We start from the raw sequence: 24626 nt of genomic DNA, 5'->3' as shown, positions 1-24626 counted from the left end.
GGAGGTACGTCCTGTGGAAAGAGCAAATAAGAAAACAAGAATAGGTAGAGTTGTTTCTGATAAAATGGATAAGACAATAGTTGTTGCTGTTGAGACTAAGGTACGTCACCCATTATATGGAAAGACAGTTAACAGAACTACAAAGTTTAAAGCTCATGATGAAAATAATGAAGCAAAAATTAATGATAGAGTTTTAATTATGGAAACTAGACCATTATCAAAGGATAAGAGATGGAGATTAGTTAACATAGTTGAAAAGGCTAAATAAGCTTTAGGCTGAAAGGAGGAAATCACATGATTCAGCAACAAACAATATTAAAAGTAGCTGATAACACTGGTGCAAAAGAAATAATGTGCATAAGAGTGTTAGGTGGATCCAAGAGAAAGTATGGAAACATTGGAGATATAATAGTTGCTAGCGTTAAAAGTGCAACACCAGGCGGTGTTGTTAAAAAAGGTGACGTTGTAAAGGCAGTTATAGTTAGATCTGTTAAAGGTTTAAGAAGAGCTGATGGTTCTTACATCAGATTTGATGAGAATGCTGCTGTTGTTATAAAAGAAGATAAACAACCAAAAGGAACTCGTATCTTTGGGCCTGTTGCAAGAGAGCTAAGAGACAAAGAGTTCACAAAGATTTTATCACTTGCACCAGAAGTTCTATAATAGGAGGTGGCTATGATGGCTTTAAATAAAATACACGTTAGAAAAAAAGATACTGTAATGGTTATCTCCGGAAAAGACAAGGGTAAAATAGGAGAAGTACTTGCAGTATTTCCTAAGAATGGAAAAGTTCTTGTAAAGGGAGTTAACGTAGTTACAAAGCACCAAAAACCAAGCAGAACAAATATGCAAGGTGGAATAGTACATCAAGAAGGTGCTATATACAGTTCAAAAGTTATGCTTTACTGTAATAACTGCAAAAATGTTACAAGAATTAATCATAAAATATTAGAAGACGGAACAAAAGTAAGAGTTTGCAAGAAGTGTGGAGAAACATTCTAAGTTCTGAAAGGAGGTTTAACTTATGGATCCAAGACTTAAGGAAAGATATGAAAAAGAAGTAATTCCAGCTTTAATGGAAAAGTTTAGTTATAATAACATAATGGAAGTTCCAAAACTTGAGAAAATAGTTTTAAACATGGGTGTTGGAGAAGCTAAAGATAATGCTAAGGTGCTAGAATCTGCTGTGTCAGATATGCAAATAATCACTGGACAAAAGCCAGTAATTACAAGAGCTAAAAAGTCAATAGCTAACTTTAAAATAAGAGAAAACATGCCAATAGGCTGCAAAGTTACATTAAGAAAGGCTAAAATGTATGAATTTGCAGATAAGTTAATCAACATTGCTTTACCAAGAGTAAGAGACTTTAGAGGAGTATCCGATAAGTCCTTTGATGGAAGAGGAAACTACTCACTAGGAATTAGAGAGCAATTGATATTCCCAGAAATAGAGTACGATAAAATAGACAAAGTAAGAGGTATGGATATAGTATTTGTTACTACTGCTAAGACAGACGAAGAAGCTAGAGAATTATTAAGATTCCTCGGCATGCCTTTCGCACAGTAGTTAAGGAGGGAAAAACGTGGCACGTAAAGCTTTAATAGAGAAGTGGAAAAAAGAACCTAAGTTTTCAACTAGAGCTTATACTAGATGCAGATTATGTGGAAGACCACATTCTGTTTTAAGTAAGTTCGGTATATGCCGTATATGCTTTAGAGAACTTGCATATAAAGGAGAAATCCCAGGCTGCAGAAAAGCAAGCTGGTAATACCTTATTGAATGAAAGGAGGCACAAATAATGGTTATGACTGATCCTATCGCAGATTTGCTAACACGTATAAGAAACGCTAACGTAGTTAGACATGAAATAGTAGAAATACCTTCTTCAAATATAAAGAAAGCTATAGCAAATATAATGCTTCAAGAAGGATATATAAAGAACATTGAGGAATATAATGATGGAGCTGTTCCAATGCTAAGATTAGCATTAAAGTACGGTTCAAATAAAGAAAGAGTTATAACTGGTCTTAGAAGAATATCAAAACCAGGATTAAGAGTGTACTGCAGAAAGGAAGAAATTCCAAACGTACTTAACGGATTAGGAGTTGCAGTAATATCTACTTCTAAGGGAATTGTAACTGATAGAGATGCTAGAAAACTAGGATTAGGTGGAGAAGTTATCTGCTATATCTGGTAATTGAGGAGGTGCAATAAATGTCAAGAGTAGGAAGACTTCCAATAGCTATACCAAGTGGCGTAACTATTACAGTAACACCAGACAACGTTGTTACAGTAAAAGGACCAAAAGGTCAGCTAGTGAAAGCTATGCACAATAAAATAAATATAGCTGTTGAAGATAATCAAATAGTTGTTACAAGAAATAGTGACGATAAAGAAGAAAGAGCTCTTCATGGATTAACAAGAGCCCTATTAAATAATATGGTAACAGGAGTAACTCAAGGATATCAAAAGACTCTTGAGTTAGTAGGTGTAGGTTACAGAGCTGCACTACAAGGTAAGAAGTTAGTAATGAACCTTGGATATTCACATCCAGTTGAAATAGAAGCTGTTGATGGCATTGAGTTTGAAACACCAGCTCCTACTAAAGTAATTGTTAAAGGTATTGATAAGGAAAGAGTTGGAGCTGTTGCTGCTGATATCAGAACTTGGAGAAGACCTGAACCTTACAAAGGAAAAGGTATCAAGTATGATAACGAAGTAATCAGACGTAAAGAAGGTAAGACTGGTAAGAAGTAATAGTCGCCATAACGGAAGAAAGGAGTGAACTTCATGTTTAGTAAAGAGGATAGACAACAATCAAGAGTTAGACGTCATCTAAGAGTTCGTAAGAAAGTTGAAGGAACTGCTGAGAGACCAAGACTTGCAGTATATAGAAGCGAAAAGCACATATATGCTCAAATAATAGATGATGTTGCTCAAAAAACTTTAGTTTCTGCTTCAAGCGTAGAAAAAGAATTTAACGGTCTTGGAAGCAATAAAGAAGCAGCTAAAATAGTTGGAAAAATGATAGCTGAAAAGGCTATTGAAAAGGGAATAAAAGAAGTTGTATTCGATAGAGGTGGATTTATATATCACGGAAGAATACAAGAACTAGCTGACGGAGCTAGAGAAGCTGGACTTCAATTCTAAAAGAAGGAGGGAAATTGATGAGAATAGATCCTAGCACATTAGATCTTAAAGAAAAAGTTGTGTTCATAAATAGAGTTGCTAAGGTTGTTAAAGGTGGTAGAAACTTCAGATTCAGCGCACTAGTTGTTGTTGGAGACGAGAACGGACACGTAGGCGTTGGAATGGGAAAATCAGTTGAAATACCTGAAGCAATAAGAAAAGGAATAGAAGATGCTAAGAAACATCTTGTTAATGTTTCAATAGTTGGAACATCAGTTCCTCATGATATAGTAGGAGAGTTCGGTACAGGAAAAGTACTTATCATGAAGGCTGCAGAAGGTACAGGAGTTATCGCTGGAGGTCCTGCGAGAGCAGTACTTGAACTAGCAGGATTAAAGGACGTTAGAGCTAAGTCTCTAGGTTCAAACAATCCAAAAAATATGATAAATGCAACTATCAACGGATTAGCAAACCTAAGAACAGCTGAAGATATAGCTAAGCTTAGAGGCAAAACTGTTGAAGAGATTTTAGGTTAGGAGGGAATGACCTTGGCTAAGCTAAAAATAACTTTAAAGAAGAGCTTAATAGGAAGAAAAGACAGTCATATAGCTACAGCTAAAGCTCTTGGATTAAGAAAAATAGGAAAAACTGTAGAGCACGAGGATACTCCTCAAATAAAAGGTATGATAAATCAAATAAGTTATCTTGTAGAAGTTGAACAAATGTAATTCAGAGGAGGTGTAAAGATGAAACTTCATGAGTTAAGACCTGCTGAGGGTGCAAAAAAGAGTCCTAAAAGAGTAGGTAGAGGTACTGGTTCCGGTTTAGGAAGAAACTCTGGTAAAGGTGAAAAAGGACAATGGTCCAGATCTGGAGGCGGAGTAAGACCAGGATTTGAAGGTGGTCAAATGCCACTTTTCAGAAGACTACCAAAAAGAGGATTTACAAACATATTTGCAAAGCAATATGTATCTATAAATGTTGATAGATTAAATGTTTTTGAAAATGGAACAGAAGTTACACCAGAATTACTTCTTGAAACAAGAGTAATAAGCAAAATTAAAGATGGTGTTAAAATTCTTGGAAACGGAGAATTAACTAAGAACTTAACTGTTAAAGCTACTAAGTTCTCTAAAACAGCAGCTGAAAAGATTGAAGCCGCTGGAGGAAAAGTTGAGGTGATATAGATGTTATCAACCCTACGTAATGCTTGGAAAGTTCCCGATCTTAGAAAAAGATTATTATTTACTTTTCTTATGGTGGCAATATTCAGGTTAGGAAATAATATTCTTGTACCTGGTATTGACACAGCAGCATTAAAGAACTTTACTAGTTCAGGTACACTATTCGGATTTTATGATTTAATATCCGGTGGTGCATTTAGTAAATTTAGTATCTTCGCTATGGGAGTTATCCCATATATTAATGCTTCTATCGTAATGCAGTTGTTAACAATTGCAATTCCCCAATTAGAGCAACTTTCTAAAGAGGGAGAAGATGGAAGAAAGAAGATACAAAATTATACAAGATACGCAGCTGTTGCATTTGGTTTGCTTCAAGCTTTCAGTAGTTATGTAATAATATATAATGCTAGAGCTTTAACAAATCCAAGCGATAAGCTTACAGTATTCTTAATCATGATAACAGTAACTACGGGATCTATTTTCCTAATGTGGTTAGGCGATCAGATAACGGCTAAAGGTATTGGAAATGGTATATCCTTATTAGTATTTATAAATATTATTTCAAGAATTCCATTTCAATTTAGTCAGATTGCAACACTTCAAACTACAGAAGCAGTTAACATAGTAGAGGTTGTAATATTTATAGCAGTTGTATTAGTACTACTTGTTGCAGTTATTATTATGAGTTTGGCTGAAAGAAGAATTCCTGTTCAATATGCAGGAAAAACTGTTGGAAATAAATCCTTCAGAGGACAAACAACTCATATTCCAATAAATTTAAATAATTCAGGGGTTATAGCAATAATCTTTGCTATGTCCGTAATGCAATTCCCTGCGACACTAGCTCAGTTTTGGCCTACATCTAAAGTAGCCATAGCTATTACTCAAGGAAAGTTTAGCCCATTTAAAGAAAGTAGTATTCAGTATTCACTAATATACTTTTTACTAATATTATTCTTTACTTGGTTCTATACTCAGATTACATTTAAGCCAGATGAAATGTCAGAAAACATGCATAAATCATCAGGGTTTATACCAGGAATAAGACCTGGGGATTATACTGCTAAGTATATTGAAAAAGTACTTACAAAAGTATCCTTCATAGGTGGTGTATTTGCAGGAGTTATTGCAGTGTTCCCTATAATCATCAAGGGATATACAAATTTTGGTGGTTTACAGTTTGGAGGAACAAGTTTACTAATTGTTGTTGGGGTTGCACTTGATACTTTAAGACAAATGGAATCACAACTTGTAATGCGTCATTACCAAGGTTTCTTAAAATAATTAATTGGAGATGGTGCTTTTGAAAATTGTATTGTTCGGTCCTCCAGGAGCTGGAAAGGGAACCCAAGCAAAGTCAATATGCAATAAGTTTTCAATACCACATATATCAACTGGTGACATTTTGAGAAAACATATTGCAGAAAAGACTCCGCTTGGAATTGAAGCAAAAAAGAAAATTGATAGTGGTCAATTTGTTTCAGACGAAGCTGCTATTCAAATAGCAGAAGAAAGGCTGAAACAGGATGATTGCTATAATGGATTTTTACTTGATGGATTCCCTAGAACTGTGATTCAAGCAGAAGCACTAGAAGAATTTCTGAACAAGAAAGATCAAAAGCTAGACACAGCTCTGCTTATTGAAGTTCCAAAAGAGTTTATAATAGAGCGAATGAGTGGAAGAAGAGTTTGTCTATCATGTGGAGCTAGTTATCACATCAAATTTAATCCTCCAATGTTTGAAGGAAAATGCGATGTATGCGGTAGTGAAATCATGCAGCGTAAAGATGATGAGGAAGCTACTGTTCGTGAGAGATTGGAAATTTACGATAGACAGACACAGCCACTAATCGAGTATTATAAAAGTAAAGATCTACTTTCAGTAGTAGATGGAACAAAAGCTATAAATGATGTTTTCATTAATATCTGTGAAATCCTAGGGAGCGCGATAAATAAATGATAATTATAAAAACCGATATGGAAATTGAATATATGAGACGTGCAGGTAAACTTGTTGGGGAAACCCTTGCAAGACTTGAAGAGGTAGTTAAACCTGGTATAACCACTGCAGAAATTGATAGAATAGCAGAAGAGTTTATTTTAAAGAATAACGCTAAGCCATCTTTTAAGGGTTATCAAGGATTTCCTGCTTCCATATGTGCCTCAGTAAATGAAGAAGTTGTTCATGGATTTCCATCCAACAGAGTTTTACAAGAGGGAGACATAATTAGTGTTGATTGTGGAGCTATTCTGAATGGTTATCAAGGCGATGCAGCTAGAACAATTGCTGTTGGAAAAGTTTCTGATGATGCTCAAAAGTTAATTGATGTTACAAAAGGAAGTTTTTTCAAAGGTGTTGAACATGCAAAGGTTGGTAACAGGCTTACAGATATATCCTCAGCAGTTCAAGTTTATGTTGAAAGCTTTGGATACTCTGTAGTGAGGGATTTTGTTGGTCACGGTATCGGTCGCGACATGCACGAAGATCCTGAAGTGCCTAACTTCGGAAGGCCTGGTAGAGGTCCTAAACTCTCACATGGTATGGTACTTGCAATAGAGCCAATGGTTAATATTGGTAAGTATTATGTAAGAGTTAAACCAAATGGATGGACAGTGGTAACTGAGGATGGAAGTCTTTCTGCTCATTATGAAAACACTGTTGCCATTCTAAATAATGGACCAGAAATACTAACTCTTGTCTAGTGAGGTGATTAACTTGAATGAAAACAACTACTTGGGTAGAGTAGTATTTTCAAAAACCGGAAGGGATATGGGAAGAAAGTTCATAATTGTTGATACAATTAATGAAAATTATGTCCTTATCGCAGATGGTGATTTAAGAAAAGTTGAAAAACCTAAGAAGAAGAAGATTAAGCATCTTTCAATTTCAAACAAAGTTATAGATAGTTTAAAAGAGTTAATACTTGCTGGAGAAAAAGTTAGTAATTCAGTTATACGAGAATTTTTGCAGTCTGTAGACATTTATAAGGAGGTTTGATTACCTTATGTCAAAAGATGATGTAATAGAAATGCAGGGTAAAGTTTTAGAAGCTCTACCAAATGCAATGTTTCAAGTCGAATTGGAAAGTGGTCATGTAATACTTGCGCACATTTCAGGTAAATTAAGAATGAACTTCATAAGAATTCTACCAGGTGATAAAGTTACAGTAGAACTTTCACCTTACGATTTAACTCGTGGTAGAATTACCTGGAGAGCAAAGTAGTAAGGAGGGTTAGCCATGAAAGTAAGACCATCAGTTAAACCTATATGCGAAAAATGTAAGATAATAAAAAGAAAAGGAAGAGTAATGGTTATCTGTGAAAATCCTAAGCACAAACAAAAACAAGGTTAATAGCCTGTATGTTTTAGGAGCGGCTGACAATAGATAAGTTATTTTTCTATTGACCTAAGACTTAACATATAAATAATATACTAATGTAACTAACACATCAGGAGGTGTAATATTTAATGGCAAGAATATCTGGTGTTGACCTACCAAAAGAAAAAAGAGTTGAGATAGGTCTAACATATATTTATGGTATTGGATTACCAAGTTCACATGAAATACTTAAAGCTACTGGTATCAATGCTGATACAAGAGTTAAAGACTTAACTGAAGAAGAAGTTAATGCTTTAAGAGATTATATAAATAAGAATTTCAAAGTTGAAGGTGACTTAAGAAGAGACATAGCTCTTAACATAAAGAGACTAGTTGAAATCGGATGTTACAGAGGAATCAGACATAGAAGAAATCTTCCAGTTAGAGGACAAAGAACAAAAACTAACGCAAGAACAAGAAAAGGTCCAAAGAGAGCAATTGGAGCTAAGAAAAAGAAATAGTAAGGAGGTACGAAGATGGCAGCTCAAAAGGTTAAAAAGACTAGAAGAAGAAGAGAAAGAAAAAATGTTGAGCATGGTGCTGCACATATTAAGTCCACTTTCAATAACTCTATAGTTACCATCACAGACAGAGCTGGTAATGCTCTATCATGGTCTAGTGCAGGTGGATTAGGATTTAGAGGTTCAAGAAAGAGCACACCATTTGCTTCACAAATGGCAGCTGAAACAGCAGCTAAAGCAGCAATGGAACATGGATTAAAGAGTGTTGAAGTATATGTAAAGGGACCTGGAGCAGGTAGAGAAGCAGCTATAAGATCATTACAAGCTGCTGGATTGGAAGTTACTTTAATAAAAGACGTAACTCCAATACCACATAACGGTTGTAGACCACCAAAGAGAAGAAGAGTCTAATAGGGCAGGAGGTGTAGATAGATGGCAAGATATACAGGAGCTCATTGCAGACAATGCAGAAGAGAAGGTATGAAATTATTCCTTAAAGGGGATAGATGTTATACAGACAAGTGCGCGTTCGCTAGAAGAGGATACGCACCTGGACAACACGGACAAAGTAAGAAGAAGCTTTCAAACTACGGAATTCAATTAAGAGAAAAACAAAAGGCTAAGAGAATATACGGAGTACTAGAAGGCCAATTCAGAAGATACTATGAAAAGGCTGAAACTATGAGAGGTATAACAGGTGAAAACCTATTAAAACTTCTTGAAATGAGACTAGACAACGTAGTATTCAAGCTAGGATATGGTGCTTCCAGAAGAGAAGCTAGACAATTAGTTAATCATGGTCATTTCCTAGTAAACGGACACAGAGTTGACATCGCTTCCTATAAGTTATCAGTAGGAGATGTTATAACAGTGTCAGAAAAGAGTAGAGCAAGTGAAAGATTTAAAGTATTTGCAGCAAATCCAAAAGCTCTACCAAAATGGTTATCTGGTAATGTAGAAAATTTTGAAGCTAAAGTTATTTCTGAGCCTGCAAGAGAAGATATAGATGTTCCAGTAAATGAAACATTAATCGTAGAGTTATACAGCAGATAATATTAAATAGAATCAGTTGCCCTCAGAATAAATTAATCTTAATAAAAAGGAGGGTTATATGAATGTTAGAAATAGAAAAGCCTAAAATAGAATGTGTAGAACTAAATGAGGATGGGTCCTACGGAAAATTCGTAGTTGAACCACTAGAAAGAGGTTACGGCATAACTTTGGGTAATGCGTTAAGAAGAATTCTTCTTTCCTCATTACCTGGTGTTGCTGCTAACAGCATAAAAATAGATAATGTGTTACACGAGTTTTCTACAGTACAAGGTGTTAAGGAAGATGTTACTCAACTTATACTTAACATAAAAGAATTAGCTCTTAAGATGTCAGGTGATGGTCCTAGAACTGTGTATATTGATGCAAAGGGTCCTGGAGAAGTTACAGCAGCTGATATCAAAACTGATGGTGATATAGAGATAATCAATAGTGATTTACATATTGCAACTCTTGATGATGATGGAAAGTTGTATATGGAAATTAATGTTGATAGAGGTAGAGGGTATGTTTCTCAAAATAGAAACAAGAGAGAAGATTTACCTATATCTTCAATAGCAGTTGATTCTATATATACTCCAGTAAAGAGAGTTAACTTTACAGTAGATAGTACGAGGGTAGGTCAGATTACTGACTACGACAAATTATCAATAGAAATATGGACTAATGGAACCATTAGGCCAGATGAAGCTATAAGCTTATCATCTAAGATATTAATTGAACACTTTAAGTTGTTCATGACATTAACTGACCATGCCAACAATGTTGAAATCATGGTTGAAAAAGAAGAAGACAAGAAGGAAAAAGTTCTAGAAATGACTATTGAAGAACTTGACCTATCTGTTAGAAGTTACAACTGCTTAAAGAGAGCAGGAATTAATACAGTTCAAGAGCTTACTGAAAGATCTATGGAAGATATGATGAAAGTCAGAAACCTAGGTAAGAAGTCTCTTGAAGAAGTTGAGCAAAAACTTAAAGCTTTAGGATTAAACTTAAAGTCAAGTGAAGAATAAAACTATTTTTAATAGATATTTTTCATACAATTTAGTTTGAGACTTAGCAAAGGGTAAGGAGGTAAATTCATGGCAAGTCATCGTAAGTTAGGTCGTCCAACTGACCAAAGAAAAGCAATGCTTAGAAATCTTGTTACTAGTTTCTTAAAGACTGGAAAGATATCAACAACTGAAACAAGAGCTAAAGAAACTAAGAGTATAGCAGAAAAAATGATAACTCTTGCTAAAAGAGGAGATCTACATGCAAGGAGACAAGTGCTTGCATTTGTAACTGAAGAAGATGTTGTAACAAACTTATTTGAAAATATAGCTCCAAAGTATGCTGAAAGAAACGGTGGATATACTAGAATGTACAAAGTAGGTCCAAGAAGAGGCGACGGAGCAGAAATGGTTATACTAGAGTTAGTATAATGAAAGCATTATGGGATTAAGTTAAACTAGCTTAGTCCCTTTTTGCTTAAGGAGTGTTTTTAAATGGAGAATATGATAGAGAGCAAAGATTTGATGTATCAATATGGAGGGGCCGAAGGAGAAGAGCCTAAGCTAGCATTAGACGGGGTAAGTATAGATGTAAAAAAGGGAGAGTTCTTAGTTATATTAGGTCGCAATGGTTCTGGAAAGTCAACTTTTGCAAAGCATATAAATGCACTATTATTACCTAGTGGTGGCAAAATGTATGTGAATGGATTAGATACATCAGATGTTGAAAATACATGGAACATAAGAAATACGGCTGGAATGGTATTTCAAAATCCTGATAATCAGATTGTTGCAACTATAGTAGAAGAGGATGTTGCCTTTGGACCTGAAAACTTAGGTATACCACCAAAAGAGATTAGGTCTAGAGTTGATGAATCTTTAAAGAGAGTGGATATGTATGAGTACAGAAGGCATGCTCCACATCTACTTTCAGGCGGACAAAAGCAAAGGATTGCTATAGCAGGAATTCTAGCTATGAGACCTTCATGCATAGTGTTTGATGAGCCAACAGCAATGCTTGATCCATCTGGAAGAAAAGAGGTAATTGATACAATCAAGGATCTAAATAAAAGACTTGGAATAACTATTGTGTTAATTACTCACTTTATGGAGGAAGCAGCACAAGCAGATAGGATTATTGTTATGGATTCTGGTAAACCTGTAATGGAAGGTGTTCCAAGAGAAATATTTAGTCAAGTTGCTAAAATGAAAACTATAGGACTCGATGTACCCCAAGTAACAGAACTTGCTTATGAACTCTCTAATAGTGGTATTAATGTCACTACGGATATACTAACGATAGATGAGATGGTGAATGCATTATGTCAATTAAAATAGAGAACCTAACTCATGTATACATGAAAAGATCTCCTTTTGAGAAAAAAGCCCTAGATGATGTGAGTTTAACTATAAATGATGGAGAATTTGTTGCTCTTATTGGGCATACAGGTTCTGGAAAGTCCACTTTGATACAGCATATAAATGGCCTTTTAAAGCCTGAATCAGGTAGAATAGTAGTAGACGATGTGGATATCACTGCAAAAGACGTAAAATTAAATGCTATAAGAAAAAAAGTTGGCCTTGTATTCCAATACTCTGAGTATCAGTTGTTTGAGGAAACAATTGAGAAAGATATAGCTTTTGGTCCTAAGAATTTGGGACTGGGTGAAGTGGAAGTGCAGGAAAGAGTTAAAAGGGCTATGAATCTAGTAGGATTAGATTATGAGACCTATAAAAGCAAATCTCCCTTTGATTTAAGTGGCGGTCAAAAGAGAAGGGTTGCTATAGCAGGTGTAGTTGCTATGGAACCTAAGATATTAATTTTAGATGAACCAACTGCAGGACTTGATCCTAAAGGAAGAGATGATATTCTAAGACAAATAAAAACTCTTCATAAAGCATACAATATGACAATTATCTTAGTATCTCATAGTATGGAGGACGTTGCTAAGGTAGCTGACAGAATACTTGTTATGCATAAAGGAAAATGTATTTTGGATGGAATGCCAAGTAAGATATTTAAAGAAATAGATACTTTAGAAAGTGTAGGTCTTGCTGTACCGCAAGTAACCTATTTAATGAAAAGTCTAAAGAATAAAGGCTTTGATATTTCTGATGAAGCATTCACAGTAGAGCAGGCTAAGGATGAAATAATTAAATTTTTAAGGAGTAAGTCAAATGATTAAAGACATAACCATTGGACAGTATGTACCAGGGGATTCCTTTGTTCATAAATTGGACCCAAGAGTTAAGATATTAATATCCATTGTATTCATTGTTGATTTATTCTTGGTTAATAATTTCAAAGGGTACATATTTATTTTATTATTTACATTAAGCTCTATAGCCATATCCAAAGTACCATTTAGATATATATACAAAGGCTTAAAGCCAATATTTGTACTTTTAGTAATTACTGCACTACTAAATGTACTTATGACTGATGGTAAGGTACTTCTTTTTAGTTATGGAATTATTCATATCTATAAAGAGGGGGTAATCATGGCCATATTCATGATATTAAGACTTACCTTCCTCATAATTGGAACATCACTGCTTACATTGACAACTTCTCCTATTGAACTTACTGATGGAATTGAAAAACTTTTAAGTCCATTTAGAAAAATAGGTGTGCCAGCACATGAATTAGCAATGATGATGACAATTGCATTAAGATTTATTCCAACACTTATGGATGAGACAGATAAAATAATGAAAGCTCAGATGGCAAGAGGGGCGGATTTTGAGTCTGGTAATATTCTAAAAAGGGCAAAGAACCTTATACCGCTGTTAGTTCCACTTTTTATAAGCTCATTTAGAAGAGCGGATGAACTTGCTATGGCTATGGAAGCTAGGTGTTATCGTGGTGGAAATGGTAGAACAAGAATGAAGCAATTAGTACTTACTAATCGTGACTTTATAGCATCTTCAGTCACCGTACTATTTACTGTAATTTGCATAGTAAGTAGATGGTGGTAGAAAAAGAGGTATTAATAGTGAAAAATATTAAACTAGTTTTAGAATATGATGGTACAAAATATGCAGGATGGCAGAGGCAAAAAAATGCTAATACCATTCAGCAAATGCTTGAAGAATCCATTTATAGCATTACTGGTGAAAGACTTCAAGTTATAGGTTCTAGCAGAACTGATGCTGGGGTACATGCAAGAGGTTTTGTGGCAAATTTTAAAACAAATAGTAGCATACCTGAGACCAAATTTAGTGCTGCACTAAACAGCAAGCTTCCTGAGGATATTGTTATCCTAGAATCAAGTCTAGTACCTGATGAATTTCATGCTAGATATTCAAGCAGTGGAAAGACTTATAGTTATACTATACTAAATAGGTTTCAGCCTTCAGCTATAGATAGAAATTATGTGTATCATTATAGAGGAGAATTAGATATTAAAGCTATTAGAGAGGCATGTAATTATTTTATTGGCACACATGACTTTGCAGCCTTTAAGAACACCGGTAGCTCCGTTAAGAGTACAGTAAGGACTATTAGTGCTGTAGAGGTGATAAAAAGTTCTGACTATATAAAATATTATATTACAGGCGATGGTTTTCTCTACAACATGGTAAGAATTATGATAGGCACTTTAATTGAAGTTGGTATAGGAAAAATTAAACCCGAGCATATAGAATATATACTTTTATCAAGGGATCGAACTAAGGCTGGTAAGTCAGCCCCGGCTAGCGGTCTATGCTTAGAAAAAGTCTACTATAATACATAGATATTTGGTATTTTTAAGAGGAAGTTTATTGACACACCCGGTAGAATGTATTATAATATATTATGTTTGTATTATAAATGTGTATAAGATCCACTAGCCCCGGATCTTGACATAAATGTTCGTAACTAAACTATTTGATGGATACATATTCCATTAATAGCAGTGCAAACGACCAATGCAGTGTTTGTACTGCAGCAAAAGAATTACTGAAACTAAGTTTATTAGTTGAGTTCAGGGAGGGAAAATGATGAAATCATATCTTGCAAAAACACAAGAAGTTGAAAGAAAATGGTATATCGTTGACGCTGCTGGAAAGCCACTAGGAAGAGTAGCTAGCCAAGTTGCTTCAATATTAAGAGGAAAGCACAAGCCAATCTACACACCAAACGTTGATACAGGTGACTTTGTTATAGTAATAAATGCTGAAAAAGTTGTATTAACTGGTAAGAAATTAGATCAAAAAATGATGAGACACCACTCCTTATATCCAGGTGGATTAAAGGAAACTCCATATAGAGTAGTTCTTGACAAGAAGCCAGAATTTGCTTTTGAAGAAGCAGTAAGAAGAATGCTTCCAGGAGGACCATTAGGCAGAAAAATGCTTAAGAAGTTAAAAGTTTACAGAGGTACTGAGCACAATCACGAAGCTCAAAAACCAGAAGTATTAGAATTAAAGTACTAATTGGAAGCTGGGAGGAGGAAATAAAATGGCTAAAGTTCAATATTACGGAACTGGTAGAAGAAAAAAAGCAATCGCTAGAGTAAGATTAGTACCTGGCGAAGGTAAGGTAACAATAAATAACAGAGACATAGATAATTTCTTTGGATTAGATACATTAAAGGTTATAGTTAACCAACCATTAGTTTTAACTGAAACTAAGGATAAATTTGATGTACTTATAAACGTACACGGTGGAGGACTTACAGGTCAAGCAGGAGCTATAAGACACGGAATTTCCAGAGCTCTTTTAAAAGCTGATGAGTCATTAAGACCAGAGCTTAAAAAAGCTGGTTTCTTAACAAGAGACCCAAGAATGAAGGAAAGAAAGAAATACGGTCTTAAAAAGGCAAGAAGAGCTCCACAATTCTCAAAGAGATAATTTCAGAGCTTACAAAAGCCCGCAAAGTATTATTTGCGGGCTTTTTTTATGGAGAATAAAAGCATCATAAGGCTATGCAGTTATATTACAAAAAAGATATAGTCTATCTCCAAGTATTAACCGTATTAAGTCTGTTATATGAATCTATGAGGAAAGAAAGACGTAGTAAAAATGTAGTGTTGATGTCCTCAAGATCAATGTGGCATATTTCTGTAATTCGATTTAAGCGATAAACCAGCGAATTTCTATGGATATAAAGATGTTGAGAAGTCAATTTGATATTACATCCATTATCTAAGAATATACACAGAGTTTCATACAGATGCGTATTATTATTATGGTCATATTGCCTTAGAACTGCTAGGGCAGGATGACAAAACCTTCCTAATATGTCCGGGTTCTTCACTTCTGAAAACAAATCAAATACTTGATAGTTTAAATAACGGCATATCAATTCATTAGGATTCAATTTTTGCCCAAGCTCTAATGCCGCATAGGCTTGTTCGTAATGGCTTACAAAATTCTCAATACTAGAAAAAGAATTACTGATTCCAATTCGTACGTGCTCAGTTCTTGAAAATTCATTTAAAAGTTCTAACTGTTCATTATCTATTTCAGCATTATTTTTTAGAGGAATAATAGCAACAATTCCATTTTTGTGATAGGTAACATGGGTTCCTGGAATAAGCCTTTTCAAATTTTTACTAGTATGCTTTTTAAGGTGCTCACGTCCTAGATATCTTGTAGGACAAATAAATAATGTTAGCATATTAGATGGAAAGTGAAGCTCAGAAAGTCTAGGTATTATATCCTTAGAGGGTGCGCCTATTAGAAGATCATATAGTAGTTGCTGATAGAGACTTATCCCTTCAAACAAATCAGGAGCATAGTAATCAATAGTATAGCTAATAATGCTGCTCACTGTACTAAGCATTTCATAATGAGAAGGAAGTAATTTGCTATCGCCTTCTATCATTAATATAAAGCCAACCTGAGCCCTATTGTGAAAAACCTTGCTACTTAACTTACGATAAGGAGACTGGTCACAAGTAACTTCTACAGCAGTTGTTGTCTGAGAAGCATTTCTTATAGATTCTAGTTCCATTACTCCATTAATAAACTCATAGCTGCAGTATCCCTGTTTTATATTATCCTTCCAAAGAGGATCAGGAACAGGGATGGACATTGAACTGGCAACAATTTTAAAGTTCATATCACAAAAGAGCAAAGAGTTACCAAGTCTTACAGATGCAGCATCTAAAACTGCCTCAATACTGTGGGTTTCATCTGCAAGAGCAGTTAATTCTTCAAAAATTCCCTTACTCCGAGTTGTTTCAATCAAAGTTTTTGCCTCATTAAATATAGTAAATAATGAAGCTTCATCTACCAAAGCAAGGTTGCCTACATTTGGAAGAGATATGGATGAATTTTCAGTGTGTGCAAGAATACACTGAGCTGGAGCAGAAGTCCCGTTTTTTAATTGTTTATCATAACCGAAATAAAGTGTATTCTTAATAGTATTTTCATGCTTATTATCAATTAAAGCTACATCCTGTATTTCTAAATCCTCACTCAATGATAAAATATCAATTGAATATTCTTTCGACATTTTCTCCACTAACTTCGAAAATATCATAGTATTTCCCCCACTTCTTAAATCAAATTGTAATCGATAACTTTACTATAGTGCACCATGCACAAATTGTCAATTTTTTATCATTCATCATACACATTGTGAAATTATTAATTTTCCTATATTCTTATGACATTAAAGTAATTAGCTTTTAAGTTAGAATGGGAGGTAAAAAATGTACAAGAAATTATTTGAGCCAGGAAACATAGGAAAGGTAACCATTAAAAATCGTCTGGTTATGGCTCCAATGGGGTGTGGACTTGCTAACCTTGATGGAACACCTTCAGAAGATATGATAGCCTATTATGAGGCTAGAGCTATTGGTGGTGCAGGACTCATTATACCAGAAATTACTCGTGTAAATGATGTACATGGACCAGGACTTATGAGGCAGTTATCTGTCACAAAGGATAGACATATTGAAGGACTTTCAAAACTTGCAGAAGCAATACATAAGCACGGAAGTAAAGTCTTTATTCAGCTGCACCATCCAGGACGTGAAACAGTCTCTGCCCTTCTTGGTGGACAGCCAGTAGTTGCTCCATCTCCTATACCTTGTAAACTTGTGAAACAGGAAACAAGGGCACTTAGCACAGATGAAGTTAAACAATTAATTCAGCAGTTTATTGATGGTGCAGTAAGAGTACAAAAGGCAGGCTGTGATGGAGTTGAATTGCATGCAGCACATGGATATCTATTGCAGCAGTTTTTATCTCCATATACTAATAAAAGAGAAGATGAATACGGTGGAAGTTTTGAAAATCGCCTTAGAATTGTTACCGAGATCATAGAAGGAATTCGCAGAAAATGTGGCCCGGATTTTCCAATTGGCGTGAGACTTAGTGTTGAAGAATTCCTTGACAAAACAGGTGTAACTGAAGACTACATTCATATTCAAGATGGCGTAAAAATTGCTATGTATCTTGAAAAATTGGGTATTGATTTTATTGATGTAAGCTGCGGGTTATATGAAACTGGAACAACCTGTGTAGAGCCAATTTCATTTCCTCAAGGATGGAGACACGATCTGATTCTAGCAGTAAAAAGCCATGTAAAGATTCCTGTAATTGGGGTATCTGTAATAAGAGAGCCTGCAGTTGCTGAAAAATTCTTGGAAGAAGGCGTAGAAGACTTCGTATCAATGGGGCGTTCATGGCTTGCAGATGAAGAGTGGGGAAGAAAAGTCCAAGAAGGAAGAGAAAAGGAACTACGTAAATGTATAAATTGTTTGCGCTGTTTTGAAAGTTTGAATGAATATAATGCTGCTGGGTTGCCACTAGAATGTGCATTAAATCCAAGACTTGCTAGAGAACGTAAGTATGGTAATCTTGTTCACGATACTAAGGGACATACTGCAGTAGTAGTTGGTGGTGGCCCGGGTGGAATGTGTGCGGCACAGACTCTTGCTCTTCGTGGAGTAAAGGTAACCCTTATTGATCGCCAAAGTGAATTAGGTGGAACTGTGAATATTGGAAAGAAACCGCCATTAAAAGAGCGTATGCAGTGGGTTGCAGACTACTATAATGAAGAATTTCAACGACTTGGAGTAGATGTGAAGCTAAATACTGAGGCTACTGTAGATATGATTATGTCCTATAATCCTGATGCTGTAATTCTTGCCACAGGTGCTTCATCAATAATCCCAGGAAGAATACCAGGAGTTCATGGTAATAATGTATATACCGTAGAAGCTGTACTTTCAGGTAAAGCTGCACTTAAGGGAAAAAATGTAGCTGTGGTTGGTGCCGGGCTTACTGGTCTTGAAACAGCAGAATATCTATGTACAGAACAAAATAAAGTTATAATCGTTGATATGTTAAATGAAGTAGCCCCAAATGCAAACCATACAAATGTAGCTGATGTCTGTGGACGTTTAGCTAAGTATGGCGCAAACTATTTGCTAGGACATTCATTAAAAGAAATTAAAGAAGATGGTATTATACTTGAAAAGCTAGAAAATCACCAGGAAGTAAATGTATCCGTGGATACAGTAGTACTTTCTCTTGGAAATAGACCAGATCAATCTTTACTCTCTGAACTAAAAGCAAAGGGAATGGATGTAAGATTAATAGGAGATGCAATAAAAGAGGGAACTATAGCTCCAGCAGTTCGCACAGGATATGAAGCTGCACGTGAACTATTTATAGAAAAATACAAAGAACCAAGCTTTAGAATTTCCAAAGATGAGATTTCAAACTTCGGTAAGGTTTCTTTAATGGATAATCAAGAAGGGTTATATATAAGTTACCTTACTGATCCTGAAGCAATTGCACGGATACTTCCTCCACCACTAAAACCATTTTCTATGCCGGTAGTTACTTTGTCTATCTGCCATGTTAATAATCCATCCTTTTCAGATGATTACTATGAAGCTATTCTAGGTATATACGCAACTTATGGTAAAACACTAGGCTTATATCCTGTAGGTCTTGTACTTGGAGGACCAGGAGCTGAAATGGCAGTACAATGTGGACGTGATAATGGAAGTATTCCTAAAAAGCTTGGAGCAGAGTTTGTAATTAGAAGAAATGGGGATACTGTAACTGCAGGAGTAACTAGAAGGGGCACACAGCTTGTTGAAGCAACCATGAAATTAGGGGAATATAACAGTCCCTTAACTGCTGCACTTTATCAGTCTCCAGCACCAGGAAAGCAGGTGTTTGGAGGAGGCTTTTATTTCCACTTTCATCGTGAGCCAGATGAAACTGGTGTATCCCATTTTAAAAGTGGGGCATTGCTTGCTAATCAGTGTGAATATAACTATAAATCATGGGAACCAGGATTTGTGTCATTGAATTTAAAATCAAGTGTAGATGATCCATGGGCTGAGCTGCCAATCAATACAATTATAGGAGGCGCTTATTCTAAAAATAGTCTGCTAGTTCATAAACTAAGCTATATAGAAAAAGTAGAAGCTGAGGAGGTAATTCCATATTTGCTTACAGCACGTTATGACCGTACAGCATTTATGGAAACAGGCAGAATTTAAACGTATTATCTATGGGAGGTATCTCTCATCTAATATATAAAGAAAGGGTGTATAAGAATGGAGAATATGTTTGACTTAACAGGAAAAGTTGCTGTAGTAACTGGAGCTAGTTCAGGCCTTGGAGCAGATGCTGCTCTTGCATATGCAAAGGCAGGTGCAGACGTTGCGCTACTTGCAAGACGTGTTGAAAAATTAAACGAAGTAAAAGCTGAGATTGAAAAAACTGGCCATAAAGTTATTGCTGTAGGTTGTGATGTAACTAAAGAAGAAAGTGTAAAGGAAGCAATGCAGAAAGTTATTGATACATTTGGGCATATTGACATTTTGCTAAATAATGCAGGTGTAGCAGTACGCGGTGGCGTAGACAACATGACTGAAGAAGAATGGGATAAGTCCTTTGATACCAACGTAAAAGGAATCTTCTTTGCCTGCAAATATGTAATTCCACACATGAAAGAAAGAAGCTATGGCAAAATTGTAAATATTGCTTCAGTTAATGCAGTAATCGCAGACAAAAATGATATGTTTATTAGACATTCCTACAATGCTTCTAAATCAGCAGTTCTTGGCTTAACAAAAGGAATGGCCTGCTCCTATGCAAGATATGGTATTACTGTTAATGCAATCGGACCTGCACTTTTTGAAAGCGAAATGACAGCTGGAACACTATTCAAATCTGAACAGTTCCTTAATGCATATAATGCCATGAATCCAGCAGGACGTCCAGGAAGTAGGGGCGAACTAAATGGTACTGTACTGTATTTTTCAAGTGATGCCTCTAGTTATGTACAAGGTCAGTTTGTAATTGTAGATGGTGGTGGATCGCTAGTATAAGATTTAGTATGGCTGCATGCGGTGCTTATCTCCTATATACAATTAAGGAGAAAACTGTGTCAGTGGATACCATATTTATTGATGAATAAAATTCTATATAGAGATACAATGGGACTTGAAGAGAGGAAAAATTTCCTCTCTTCATTTTTATTTTTCAAAAGTTTTTTCCATAATTTAAATAATTTATTTTTTCGATAAAAGAACAGACTAAATAATGACTATTTGTAAGGAGTGATAATATTGAGGCAAAGAAAAAATAAGTGCATTAAATTTAAAAATTATAATTTTAAAATATTTATTGCAATAGTTGTTATGGCGGCTATCTTGTTTAATACTGCTTATGGTAATGAATTAGATAGAGAAGATACCAAAAAAGCAGCAAAAAAAATTATATTGATAGACCCTGGTCATGGTGGTAGAGATGGAGGAGGGAGTTCTAAAAGCGGCATTGTAGAGAAGGAAGTTAATCTAGAAATAAGCCTAAAACTTAGAGAAAAACTTAAGGAAATGGGCTGTGAAGTAATTATGACAAGAGATTGTGATAAAGGCTTATATTCAGACACAGCTAAAAACAAAAAGAAAGAAGATTTAGCAAACAGATGCAAGTTAAAGAAAGATACTAATTGTGATTTGTTCATAAGCATACATCAAAATATGTTTCCAGAAAGCAAATACTATGGAGCACAAGTATGGTATACGGATAATGCATATAGTAAAAAATTGGCTCATATGGTCCAAGAAAATTTGAAAATGGACCTATCAGATAATAATAATAGAATAGAAAAACCAGCTAGAGATGACTATAGAATACTAAGATGTGAGCCAAAAAGACCAGGTATATTAGTGGAATGTGGCTTTCTTTCAAATCCCCAGGAAGCAGAGAAACTTGCAAAAAATGAATACCAGCAGAAACTTGCAGATTCACTAGCACGTTCTATAAAGCAGTATTTTGATGAATATGGTGATGATTATAGAAATGATGGAGATAATAGCACATTTAAAGTTATGAAAAAATACTTATTACCTTGGGAAAGGAAATAATAGTTCACCTTGCGACATATTGCCCGGGGAATATGTCGCAAGGTGTATAAAATTCATTTTGAAGGATAAAATAATAAATTTGCAACTTTTTCTGCATTTTTCACATAAATCTATTGAAGGTATGGTGCCAATATGGTATTATATAAATGACAAATGGATTAGTCCATTAGTCCAATATACTTTTGGGGGGAGATAAATGGATATTATATTAGATAAAGTAAGTAGAGTGCCATTATATATTCAGGTAAAAAAGCAAATTATGGACTCTATTAGAAATGGCTCCCTTAAAGTTGGATCAAAAATGCCTACCGAAAGAGATTTGTCTGAGAAGCTAAAGGTAAGTAGAAACACCGTAAGTACAGCTTACAAGGAATTGGAGCAAGAAGGAGTGTTAAAATCCTATCAAGGAAGAGGCACCTTTGTAGCAGAAGAGGCAAAGCCGTGGAAGGCACAAAACATAAAAGAAAAAATAGTAAAGTTTGTTGACTTGGGCCTCGAGGAAGCTATAGAAACTGGCATGACAACAGATGAATTTTTAGAAGTTGTTATGGACAGAGTAAATGAGAAAAAAGAATTGATGAGAAAAATGGTAGCAGTATATGTAGAATGCAACTCTGAGCAAGCTAAAATGTTTAGTAATCAGCTTAGTCAAAGTACGAATATGAACGTTATTCCTTTAACAGTATCGGATTTACAAACTATGGACAAGGATACAAAGGAAATAATAGAAAAGTCTCAAGTTATAATAGCTACTTTTAATCATGTAAATGAAGTTACCGAATTAACTGAAGGTTTTAATAAAGAAATACTAGGAGTTGCAATAAATCCAGATTTAGAACCAATAGTTAAAATTGCAAGATATCCTGAAGGAACAAAATTTGGTTTCTTATGTATATCAGAAGAATTCAAATTTAGAATTAGAGCTGCACTTGAAGAGGCTGGACTTGGAAATATTGATATTGAGTATTCAAATACTAAAGACAAAGCTGAAATGCAGAGAATTGTTGATGACGCGGAAGTACTTATAGTATCTCCAGGAAGATATAATGATGTAGCACATTTGAATACCGAAAATAAGCAGATTATAAGATTCTTATATAGCTTGGATGAAGGTTCAGTAAAAGTGTTAAAATCCAGATTAGTTGAATTAAAATATAATTTTAATGTATAAAATAAATGAAATGTATAACGTATCAATTAAAAGTTGGTACGAAGGAGGGTAAATAATGAAAACTATAGTCCTTGGAGTAATTGGAGCAGATTGCCACGCTGTTGGAAACAAAATACTTGATTATGCATTAACTGAAGCTGGCTACAATGTGGTAAATATTGGAGTTTTATCACCACAAGAAGACTTTATAAATGCAGCGGTTGAAACTAGTGCTGATGCAATATTAGTATCTTCACTTTATGGCCATGGCGAAATCGACTGCAGAGGTCTAAGAGAAAAATGTGATGAAGCAGGATTAAAGGGAATCAAACTATATGTAGGTGGAAACATCGTTGTTGGAAAGCAAAATTGGGAAGATGTTCATAAGAGATTTATAGAAATGGGTTTTGACAGAGTATATGGACCAGGAACATCAACTGAAATTGCTATAAGAGATTTAAGAGAAGATATAGGACAGTAATCCTAATATACCAAATATATAGGATATGCTAGGAGTGATAGATGTGAAAGCATATTTGCTTATAGACTTTGGCAGTACCTATACTAAACTTACTGCAGTTGATATTGAAAATGAAGAAATACTTGCTACTGCAAAGGATATTACAACTGTAGATAGTGATATTATGGTAGGTTTTAATAAAGCCTATGAGAAATTATTGGAACAGCTTAATGGTAAGGATGTTGAGTTTGTAAATAAGCTTGCTTGTTCATCAGCAGCTGGTGGACTAAAAATGATAGCTGTAGGACTTGTACCGGAACTTACTGCTGAAGCAGCAAAGAGAGCAGCATTAGGAGCAGGTGCTAGGGTACTTAAAGTATATAGCTTTGAACTTACCTTAAAAGAAATCGAAGAAATTAAAAATTCAAATTTAGATATAATACTTCTTGCTGGTGGTACAGATGGAGGCAATAAAGATTGCATAATTCACAATGCTAACATGCTTGCAAGAGCAGGAGTAAAACTTCCTATAGTAGTTGCAGGTAATAAGGTTGCAGAAGATGAAATCATAAGGATATTTGATGAAGCTGGTATGTACTATAGAGTAACTGAAAATGTAATGCCAAGATTAAATCATCTAAATGTAGAACCTGCAAGAGAAGAAATTAGAAAAATATTCATGAATAAAATTGTTGAAGCAAAAGGCATGAAGAGTGCTGAAAGCTTCATAAGTGGAATATTGATGCCTACACCTGCTGCAGTGCTTAAAGCTGCAAGGGTGCTAAGTGAAGGCAGTGATAAAGAAGAAGGCATTGGAGATTTAGTAGTTGTAGATATTGGTGGAGCTACCACTGATATTCACTCTCTAGCTGACGGTGAACCTACAAAAGTAGGAGTTGACTTAAGAGGACTTGAAGAACCATTTGCCAAGAGAACCGTTGAAGGAGATTTAGGAATGAGATATTCAGCGCTTTCACTTTGGGAAGCTGCTGGAACTAGAAAAGTTCAAAAATACCTTCAAGATAAAAGCTTTAATGTAGAAGAAAATTGTAAATATAGATCTGAAAATATTAGAATGGTGCCTCAAACTGAAGAGGAAATAAAGTTCGATGAAGCTATGGCTAAGGTTGCCACTGATATGGCTATGGAGAGACATGTAGGAATTGTAGAAACAGTGTATACCCCAATGGGAAACGTTTATACTCAAACTGGTAAGGATTTAATGGAGCTAAAGTATTTAATAGGAACTGGCGGAGTTTTAGTTCACAGTAAAAATCCAAAGGAAATACTGAAGGCTGGAACCTTCGATATGAATAATCCAACCTACTTAAAGCCGCAGCATCCAGAATATCTTTTAGATAAAACGTATATTCTATCTGCAATGGGACTTCTAGCAGAAGAGCTTCCAGATATGGCAGTAAGAATTATGAAAAGATATTTAGTAAAATTGAGTTAATTATATAAGGAATACAGGAGGGTCAAAAA

At 35.1% G+C, this 24626-nt stretch carries 35 protein-coding genes; 34 read left to right on the top strand and 1 reads right to left on the bottom strand.

Annotated features, from left to right (window positions below):
- Positions 1-13: 13 nt before the first annotated feature.
- The 28 genes from rpsQ (at position 14) to rpsI (ending at position 15034) form a co-directional block, all read left to right on the top strand.
- Positions 14-268 (top strand): 30S ribosomal protein S17, encoded by a 255-nt coding sequence (gene rpsQ, locus bsdE14_RS06195; protein WP_264849087.1) that lies wholly within the window; start codon positions 14-16, stop codon positions 266-268.
- Positions 269-294: 26 nt separating this feature from the next.
- Positions 295-663 carry a 50S ribosomal protein L14 gene (gene rplN, locus bsdE14_RS06190; protein WP_264849086.1) on the top strand — a complete coding sequence of 123 codons (369 nt, stop codon included), beginning with the start codon at positions 295-297 and terminating at the stop codon, positions 661-663.
- A gap of 15 nt (positions 664-678) precedes the next feature.
- The gene (gene rplX, locus bsdE14_RS06185; RefSeq protein ID WP_264852230.1) at positions 679-1002 is read left to right on the top strand and encodes a 50S ribosomal protein L24; all 324 of its coding nucleotides are present in this window, start codon (positions 679-681) and stop codon (positions 1000-1002) included.
- 22 nt (positions 1003-1024) lie between these two features.
- Complete coding sequence (rplE, locus tag bsdE14_RS06180; protein WP_264849085.1) at positions 1025-1567, top strand: 50S ribosomal protein L5; 543 nt, start codon at positions 1025-1027, stop codon at positions 1565-1567.
- A gap of 16 nt (positions 1568-1583) precedes the next feature.
- Positions 1584-1769, top strand: a complete 186-nt coding sequence (locus tag bsdE14_RS06175; protein WP_264849084.1) for a type Z 30S ribosomal protein S14 — start codon at positions 1584-1586, stop codon at positions 1767-1769.
- A gap of 30 nt (positions 1770-1799) precedes the next feature.
- The gene (rpsH, locus tag bsdE14_RS06170; protein ID WP_264849083.1) at positions 1800-2198 is read left to right on the top strand and encodes a 30S ribosomal protein S8; all 399 of its coding nucleotides are present in this window, start codon (positions 1800-1802) and stop codon (positions 2196-2198) included.
- A gap of 17 nt (positions 2199-2215) precedes the next feature.
- Positions 2216-2758: a 50S ribosomal protein L6 gene (rplF, locus tag bsdE14_RS06165; protein ID WP_264849082.1), complete on the top strand. Its 543-nt coding sequence runs from the start codon at positions 2216-2218 to the stop codon at positions 2756-2758.
- Positions 2759-2791: 33 nt separating this feature from the next.
- Positions 2792-3151 carry a 50S ribosomal protein L18 gene (rplR, locus tag bsdE14_RS06160; RefSeq protein WP_264849081.1) on the top strand — a complete coding sequence of 120 codons (360 nt, stop codon included), beginning with the start codon at positions 2792-2794 and terminating at the stop codon, positions 3149-3151.
- 17 nt (positions 3152-3168) lie between these two features.
- Positions 3169-3666 carry a 30S ribosomal protein S5 gene (gene rpsE / locus bsdE14_RS06155; protein ID WP_264849080.1) on the top strand — a complete coding sequence of 166 codons (498 nt, stop codon included), beginning with the start codon at positions 3169-3171 and terminating at the stop codon, positions 3664-3666.
- Positions 3667-3678: 12 nt separating this feature from the next.
- A complete protein-coding gene (gene rpmD, locus bsdE14_RS06150; protein WP_264849079.1) occupies positions 3679-3858 on the top strand; it encodes a 50S ribosomal protein L30 in 180 nt (59 codons plus the stop codon).
- Between the two features lie 18 nt (positions 3859-3876).
- A complete protein-coding gene (gene rplO / locus bsdE14_RS06145; protein WP_264849078.1) occupies positions 3877-4317 on the top strand; it encodes a 50S ribosomal protein L15 in 441 nt (146 codons plus the stop codon).
- Complete coding sequence (secY, locus tag bsdE14_RS06140) at positions 4318-5598, top strand: preprotein translocase subunit SecY (protein WP_264849077.1); 1281 nt, start codon at positions 4318-4320, stop codon at positions 5596-5598. It begins immediately after the preceding gene.
- 19 nt (positions 5599-5617) lie between these two features.
- Positions 5618-6274 carry an adenylate kinase gene (locus bsdE14_RS06135; RefSeq protein WP_264849076.1) on the top strand — a complete coding sequence of 219 codons (657 nt, stop codon included), beginning with the start codon at positions 5618-5620 and terminating at the stop codon, positions 6272-6274.
- Positions 6271-7017: a type I methionyl aminopeptidase gene (gene map, locus bsdE14_RS06130; RefSeq protein ID WP_264849075.1), complete on the top strand. Its 747-nt coding sequence runs from the start codon at positions 6271-6273 to the stop codon at positions 7015-7017. Before bsdE14_RS06135 ends, map begins: the two co-directional genes overlap by 4 nt.
- A 13-nt stretch (positions 7018-7030) precedes the next feature.
- Entirely contained in the window at positions 7031-7312 is a 282-nt protein-coding gene (locus bsdE14_RS06125) for a KOW domain-containing RNA-binding protein (protein ID WP_264849074.1), read from the top strand.
- 7 nt (positions 7313-7319) lie between these two features.
- Positions 7320-7538: a translation initiation factor IF-1 gene (gene infA / locus bsdE14_RS06120; RefSeq protein WP_264849073.1), complete on the top strand. Its 219-nt coding sequence runs from the start codon at positions 7320-7322 to the stop codon at positions 7536-7538.
- A gap of 15 nt (positions 7539-7553) precedes the next feature.
- On the top strand, positions 7554-7667 hold the full coding sequence (gene rpmJ / locus bsdE14_RS06115) for a 50S ribosomal protein L36 (RefSeq protein WP_025434559.1): 114 nt from the start codon (positions 7554-7556) through the stop codon (positions 7665-7667).
- Positions 7668-7783: 116 nt separating this feature from the next.
- Positions 7784-8155, top strand: a complete 372-nt coding sequence (gene rpsM / locus bsdE14_RS06110; RefSeq protein ID WP_264849072.1) for a 30S ribosomal protein S13 — start codon at positions 7784-7786, stop codon at positions 8153-8155.
- Between the two features lie 15 nt (positions 8156-8170).
- Positions 8171-8566, top strand: coding sequence for a 30S ribosomal protein S11 (rpsK, locus tag bsdE14_RS06105; protein ID WP_264849071.1), 396 nt, complete (start codon positions 8171-8173; stop codon positions 8564-8566).
- A 21-nt stretch (positions 8567-8587) separates the two neighbouring features.
- On the top strand, positions 8588-9208 hold the full coding sequence (gene rpsD, locus bsdE14_RS06100) for a 30S ribosomal protein S4 (RefSeq protein WP_264849070.1): 621 nt from the start codon (positions 8588-8590) through the stop codon (positions 9206-9208).
- Positions 9209-9270: 62 nt separating this feature from the next.
- Positions 9271-10218: a DNA-directed RNA polymerase subunit alpha gene (locus tag bsdE14_RS06095; RefSeq protein WP_264849069.1), complete on the top strand. Its 948-nt coding sequence runs from the start codon at positions 9271-9273 to the stop codon at positions 10216-10218.
- Positions 10219-10287: 69 nt separating this feature from the next.
- Positions 10288-10629 carry a 50S ribosomal protein L17 gene (gene rplQ, locus bsdE14_RS06090; RefSeq protein WP_264849068.1) on the top strand — a complete coding sequence of 114 codons (342 nt, stop codon included), beginning with the start codon at positions 10288-10290 and terminating at the stop codon, positions 10627-10629.
- Positions 10630-10692: 63 nt separating this feature from the next.
- Complete coding sequence (locus tag bsdE14_RS06085) at positions 10693-11535, top strand: energy-coupling factor transporter ATPase (RefSeq protein WP_264849067.1); 843 nt, start codon at positions 10693-10695, stop codon at positions 11533-11535.
- Positions 11520-12383, top strand: coding sequence for an energy-coupling factor transporter ATPase (locus tag bsdE14_RS06080; protein WP_264849066.1), 864 nt, complete (start codon positions 11520-11522; stop codon positions 12381-12383). The genes bsdE14_RS06085 and bsdE14_RS06080 overlap by 16 nt, the downstream gene beginning before the upstream one ends.
- Entirely contained in the window at positions 12376-13176 is an 801-nt protein-coding gene (locus bsdE14_RS06075) for an energy-coupling factor transporter transmembrane component T family protein (protein ID WP_264849065.1), read from the top strand. The genes bsdE14_RS06080 and bsdE14_RS06075 overlap by 8 nt, the downstream gene beginning before the upstream one ends.
- Positions 13177-13193: 17 nt before the next feature.
- On the top strand, positions 13194-13934 hold the full coding sequence (gene truA / locus bsdE14_RS06070) for a tRNA pseudouridine(38-40) synthase TruA (protein WP_264849064.1): 741 nt from the start codon (positions 13194-13196) through the stop codon (positions 13932-13934).
- Between the two features lie 247 nt (positions 13935-14181).
- A complete protein-coding gene (gene rplM, locus bsdE14_RS06065; protein ID WP_264852229.1) occupies positions 14182-14616 on the top strand; it encodes a 50S ribosomal protein L13 in 435 nt (144 codons plus the stop codon).
- A 25-nt stretch (positions 14617-14641) separates the two neighbouring features.
- Positions 14642-15034, top strand: a complete 393-nt coding sequence (gene rpsI / locus bsdE14_RS06060) for a 30S ribosomal protein S9 (RefSeq protein ID WP_264849063.1) — start codon at positions 14642-14644, stop codon at positions 15032-15034.
- 103 nt (positions 15035-15137) lie between these two features.
- Here the strand turns inward: rpsI and bsdE14_RS06055 are convergent, their stop codons facing one another.
- A complete protein-coding gene (locus bsdE14_RS06055) occupies positions 15138-16670 on the bottom strand; it encodes a PucR family transcriptional regulator (protein ID WP_264849062.1) in 1533 nt (510 codons plus the stop codon).
- A gap of 172 nt (positions 16671-16842) precedes the next feature.
- Between bsdE14_RS06055 and bsdE14_RS06050 the strand changes: the two genes are divergently transcribed.
- From bsdE14_RS06050 to glmL, 6 genes are all read left to right on the top strand, one after another.
- Entirely contained in the window at positions 16843-19656 is a 2814-nt protein-coding gene (locus bsdE14_RS06050; RefSeq protein WP_264849061.1) for an oxidoreductase, read from the top strand.
- 66 nt (positions 19657-19722) lie between these two features.
- A complete protein-coding gene (locus bsdE14_RS06045) occupies positions 19723-20490 on the top strand; it encodes an SDR family NAD(P)-dependent oxidoreductase (RefSeq protein ID WP_350339563.1) in 768 nt (255 codons plus the stop codon).
- A gap of 312 nt (positions 20491-20802) precedes the next feature.
- Positions 20803-21531: an N-acetylmuramoyl-L-alanine amidase CwlD gene (gene cwlD, locus bsdE14_RS06040; protein ID WP_435382601.1), complete on the top strand. Its 729-nt coding sequence runs from the start codon at positions 20803-20805 to the stop codon at positions 21529-21531.
- Positions 21532-21727: 196 nt separating this feature from the next.
- On the top strand, positions 21728-22702 hold the full coding sequence (locus bsdE14_RS06035; protein WP_264849058.1) for a GntR family transcriptional regulator: 975 nt from the start codon (positions 21728-21730) through the stop codon (positions 22700-22702).
- A 55-nt stretch (positions 22703-22757) separates the two neighbouring features.
- Positions 22758-23162 carry a methylaspartate mutase subunit S gene (gene glmS / locus bsdE14_RS06030; protein WP_264849057.1) on the top strand — a complete coding sequence of 135 codons (405 nt, stop codon included), beginning with the start codon at positions 22758-22760 and terminating at the stop codon, positions 23160-23162.
- A 43-nt stretch (positions 23163-23205) separates the two neighbouring features.
- Complete coding sequence (gene glmL / locus bsdE14_RS06025) at positions 23206-24597, top strand: methylaspartate mutase accessory protein GlmL (RefSeq protein ID WP_264849056.1); 1392 nt, start codon at positions 23206-23208, stop codon at positions 24595-24597.
- Positions 24598-24626: the final 29 nt, after the last annotated feature.

It is taken from the genome of Clostridium omnivorum (genome assembly GCF_026012015.1).
Classification (GTDB): Bacteria; Bacillota; Clostridia; order Clostridiales; family Clostridiaceae; genus Clostridium_AX; species Clostridium_AX omnivorum.
Note: the sequence above shows the minus strand (reverse complement) of the source record. Positions and strands in the feature narration are given on the sequence as shown.

Coding starts and splice junctions, on each gene's coding strand:
- rplN (WP_264849086.1), top strand. CDS start 295: ATGATTCAGCAACAAACAATATTAAAAGTAGCTGATAACACTGGTGCA.
- rplX (WP_264852230.1), top strand. CDS start 679: ATGGCTTTAAATAAAATACACGTTAGAAAAAAAGATACTGTAATGGTT.
- rplE (WP_264849085.1), top strand. CDS start 1,025: ATGGATCCAAGACTTAAGGAAAGATATGAAAAAGAAGTAATTCCAGCT.
- rpsH (WP_264849083.1), top strand. CDS start 1,800: ATGGTTATGACTGATCCTATCGCAGATTTGCTAACACGTATAAGAAAC.
- rplF (WP_264849082.1), top strand. CDS start 2,216: ATGTCAAGAGTAGGAAGACTTCCAATAGCTATACCAAGTGGCGTAACT.
- rplR (WP_264849081.1), top strand. CDS start 2,792: ATGTTTAGTAAAGAGGATAGACAACAATCAAGAGTTAGACGTCATCTA.
- rpsE (WP_264849080.1), top strand. CDS start 3,169: ATGAGAATAGATCCTAGCACATTAGATCTTAAAGAAAAAGTTGTGTTC.
- rplO (WP_264849078.1), top strand. CDS start 3,877: ATGAAACTTCATGAGTTAAGACCTGCTGAGGGTGCAAAAAAGAGTCCT.
- secY (WP_264849077.1), top strand. CDS start 4,318: ATGTTATCAACCCTACGTAATGCTTGGAAAGTTCCCGATCTTAGAAAA.
- map (WP_264849075.1), top strand. CDS start 6,271: ATGATAATTATAAAAACCGATATGGAAATTGAATATATGAGACGTGCA.
- infA (WP_264849073.1), top strand. CDS start 7,320: ATGTCAAAAGATGATGTAATAGAAATGCAGGGTAAAGTTTTAGAAGCT.
- rpmJ (WP_025434559.1), top strand. CDS start 7,554: ATGAAAGTAAGACCATCAGTTAAACCTATATGCGAAAAATGTAAGATA.
- rpsM (WP_264849072.1), top strand. CDS start 7,784: ATGGCAAGAATATCTGGTGTTGACCTACCAAAAGAAAAAAGAGTTGAG.
- rpsK (WP_264849071.1), top strand. CDS start 8,171: ATGGCAGCTCAAAAGGTTAAAAAGACTAGAAGAAGAAGAGAAAGAAAA.
- rpsD (WP_264849070.1), top strand. CDS start 8,588: ATGGCAAGATATACAGGAGCTCATTGCAGACAATGCAGAAGAGAAGGT.
- bsdE14_RS06095 (WP_264849069.1), top strand. CDS start 9,271: ATGTTAGAAATAGAAAAGCCTAAAATAGAATGTGTAGAACTAAATGAG.
- rplQ (WP_264849068.1), top strand. CDS start 10,288: ATGGCAAGTCATCGTAAGTTAGGTCGTCCAACTGACCAAAGAAAAGCA.
- bsdE14_RS06085 (WP_264849067.1), top strand. CDS start 10,693: ATGGAGAATATGATAGAGAGCAAAGATTTGATGTATCAATATGGAGGG.
- bsdE14_RS06080 (WP_264849066.1), top strand. CDS start 11,520: ATGTCAATTAAAATAGAGAACCTAACTCATGTATACATGAAAAGATCT.
- bsdE14_RS06075 (WP_264849065.1), top strand. CDS start 12,376: ATGATTAAAGACATAACCATTGGACAGTATGTACCAGGGGATTCCTTT.
- rplM (WP_264852229.1), top strand. CDS start 14,182: ATGAAATCATATCTTGCAAAAACACAAGAAGTTGAAAGAAAATGGTAT.
- rpsI (WP_264849063.1), top strand. CDS start 14,642: ATGGCTAAAGTTCAATATTACGGAACTGGTAGAAGAAAAAAAGCAATC.
- bsdE14_RS06055 (WP_264849062.1), bottom strand. CDS start 16,670: ATGATATTTTCGAAGTTAGTGGAGAAAATGTCGAAAGAATATTCAATT.
- bsdE14_RS06050 (WP_264849061.1), top strand. CDS start 16,843: ATGTACAAGAAATTATTTGAGCCAGGAAACATAGGAAAGGTAACCATT.
- bsdE14_RS06045 (WP_350339563.1), top strand. CDS start 19,723: ATGTTTGACTTAACAGGAAAAGTTGCTGTAGTAACTGGAGCTAGTTCA.
- cwlD (WP_435382601.1), top strand. CDS start 20,803: ATGGCGGCTATCTTGTTTAATACTGCTTATGGTAATGAATTAGATAGA.
- bsdE14_RS06035 (WP_264849058.1), top strand. CDS start 21,728: ATGGATATTATATTAGATAAAGTAAGTAGAGTGCCATTATATATTCAG.
- glmS (WP_264849057.1), top strand. CDS start 22,758: ATGAAAACTATAGTCCTTGGAGTAATTGGAGCAGATTGCCACGCTGTT.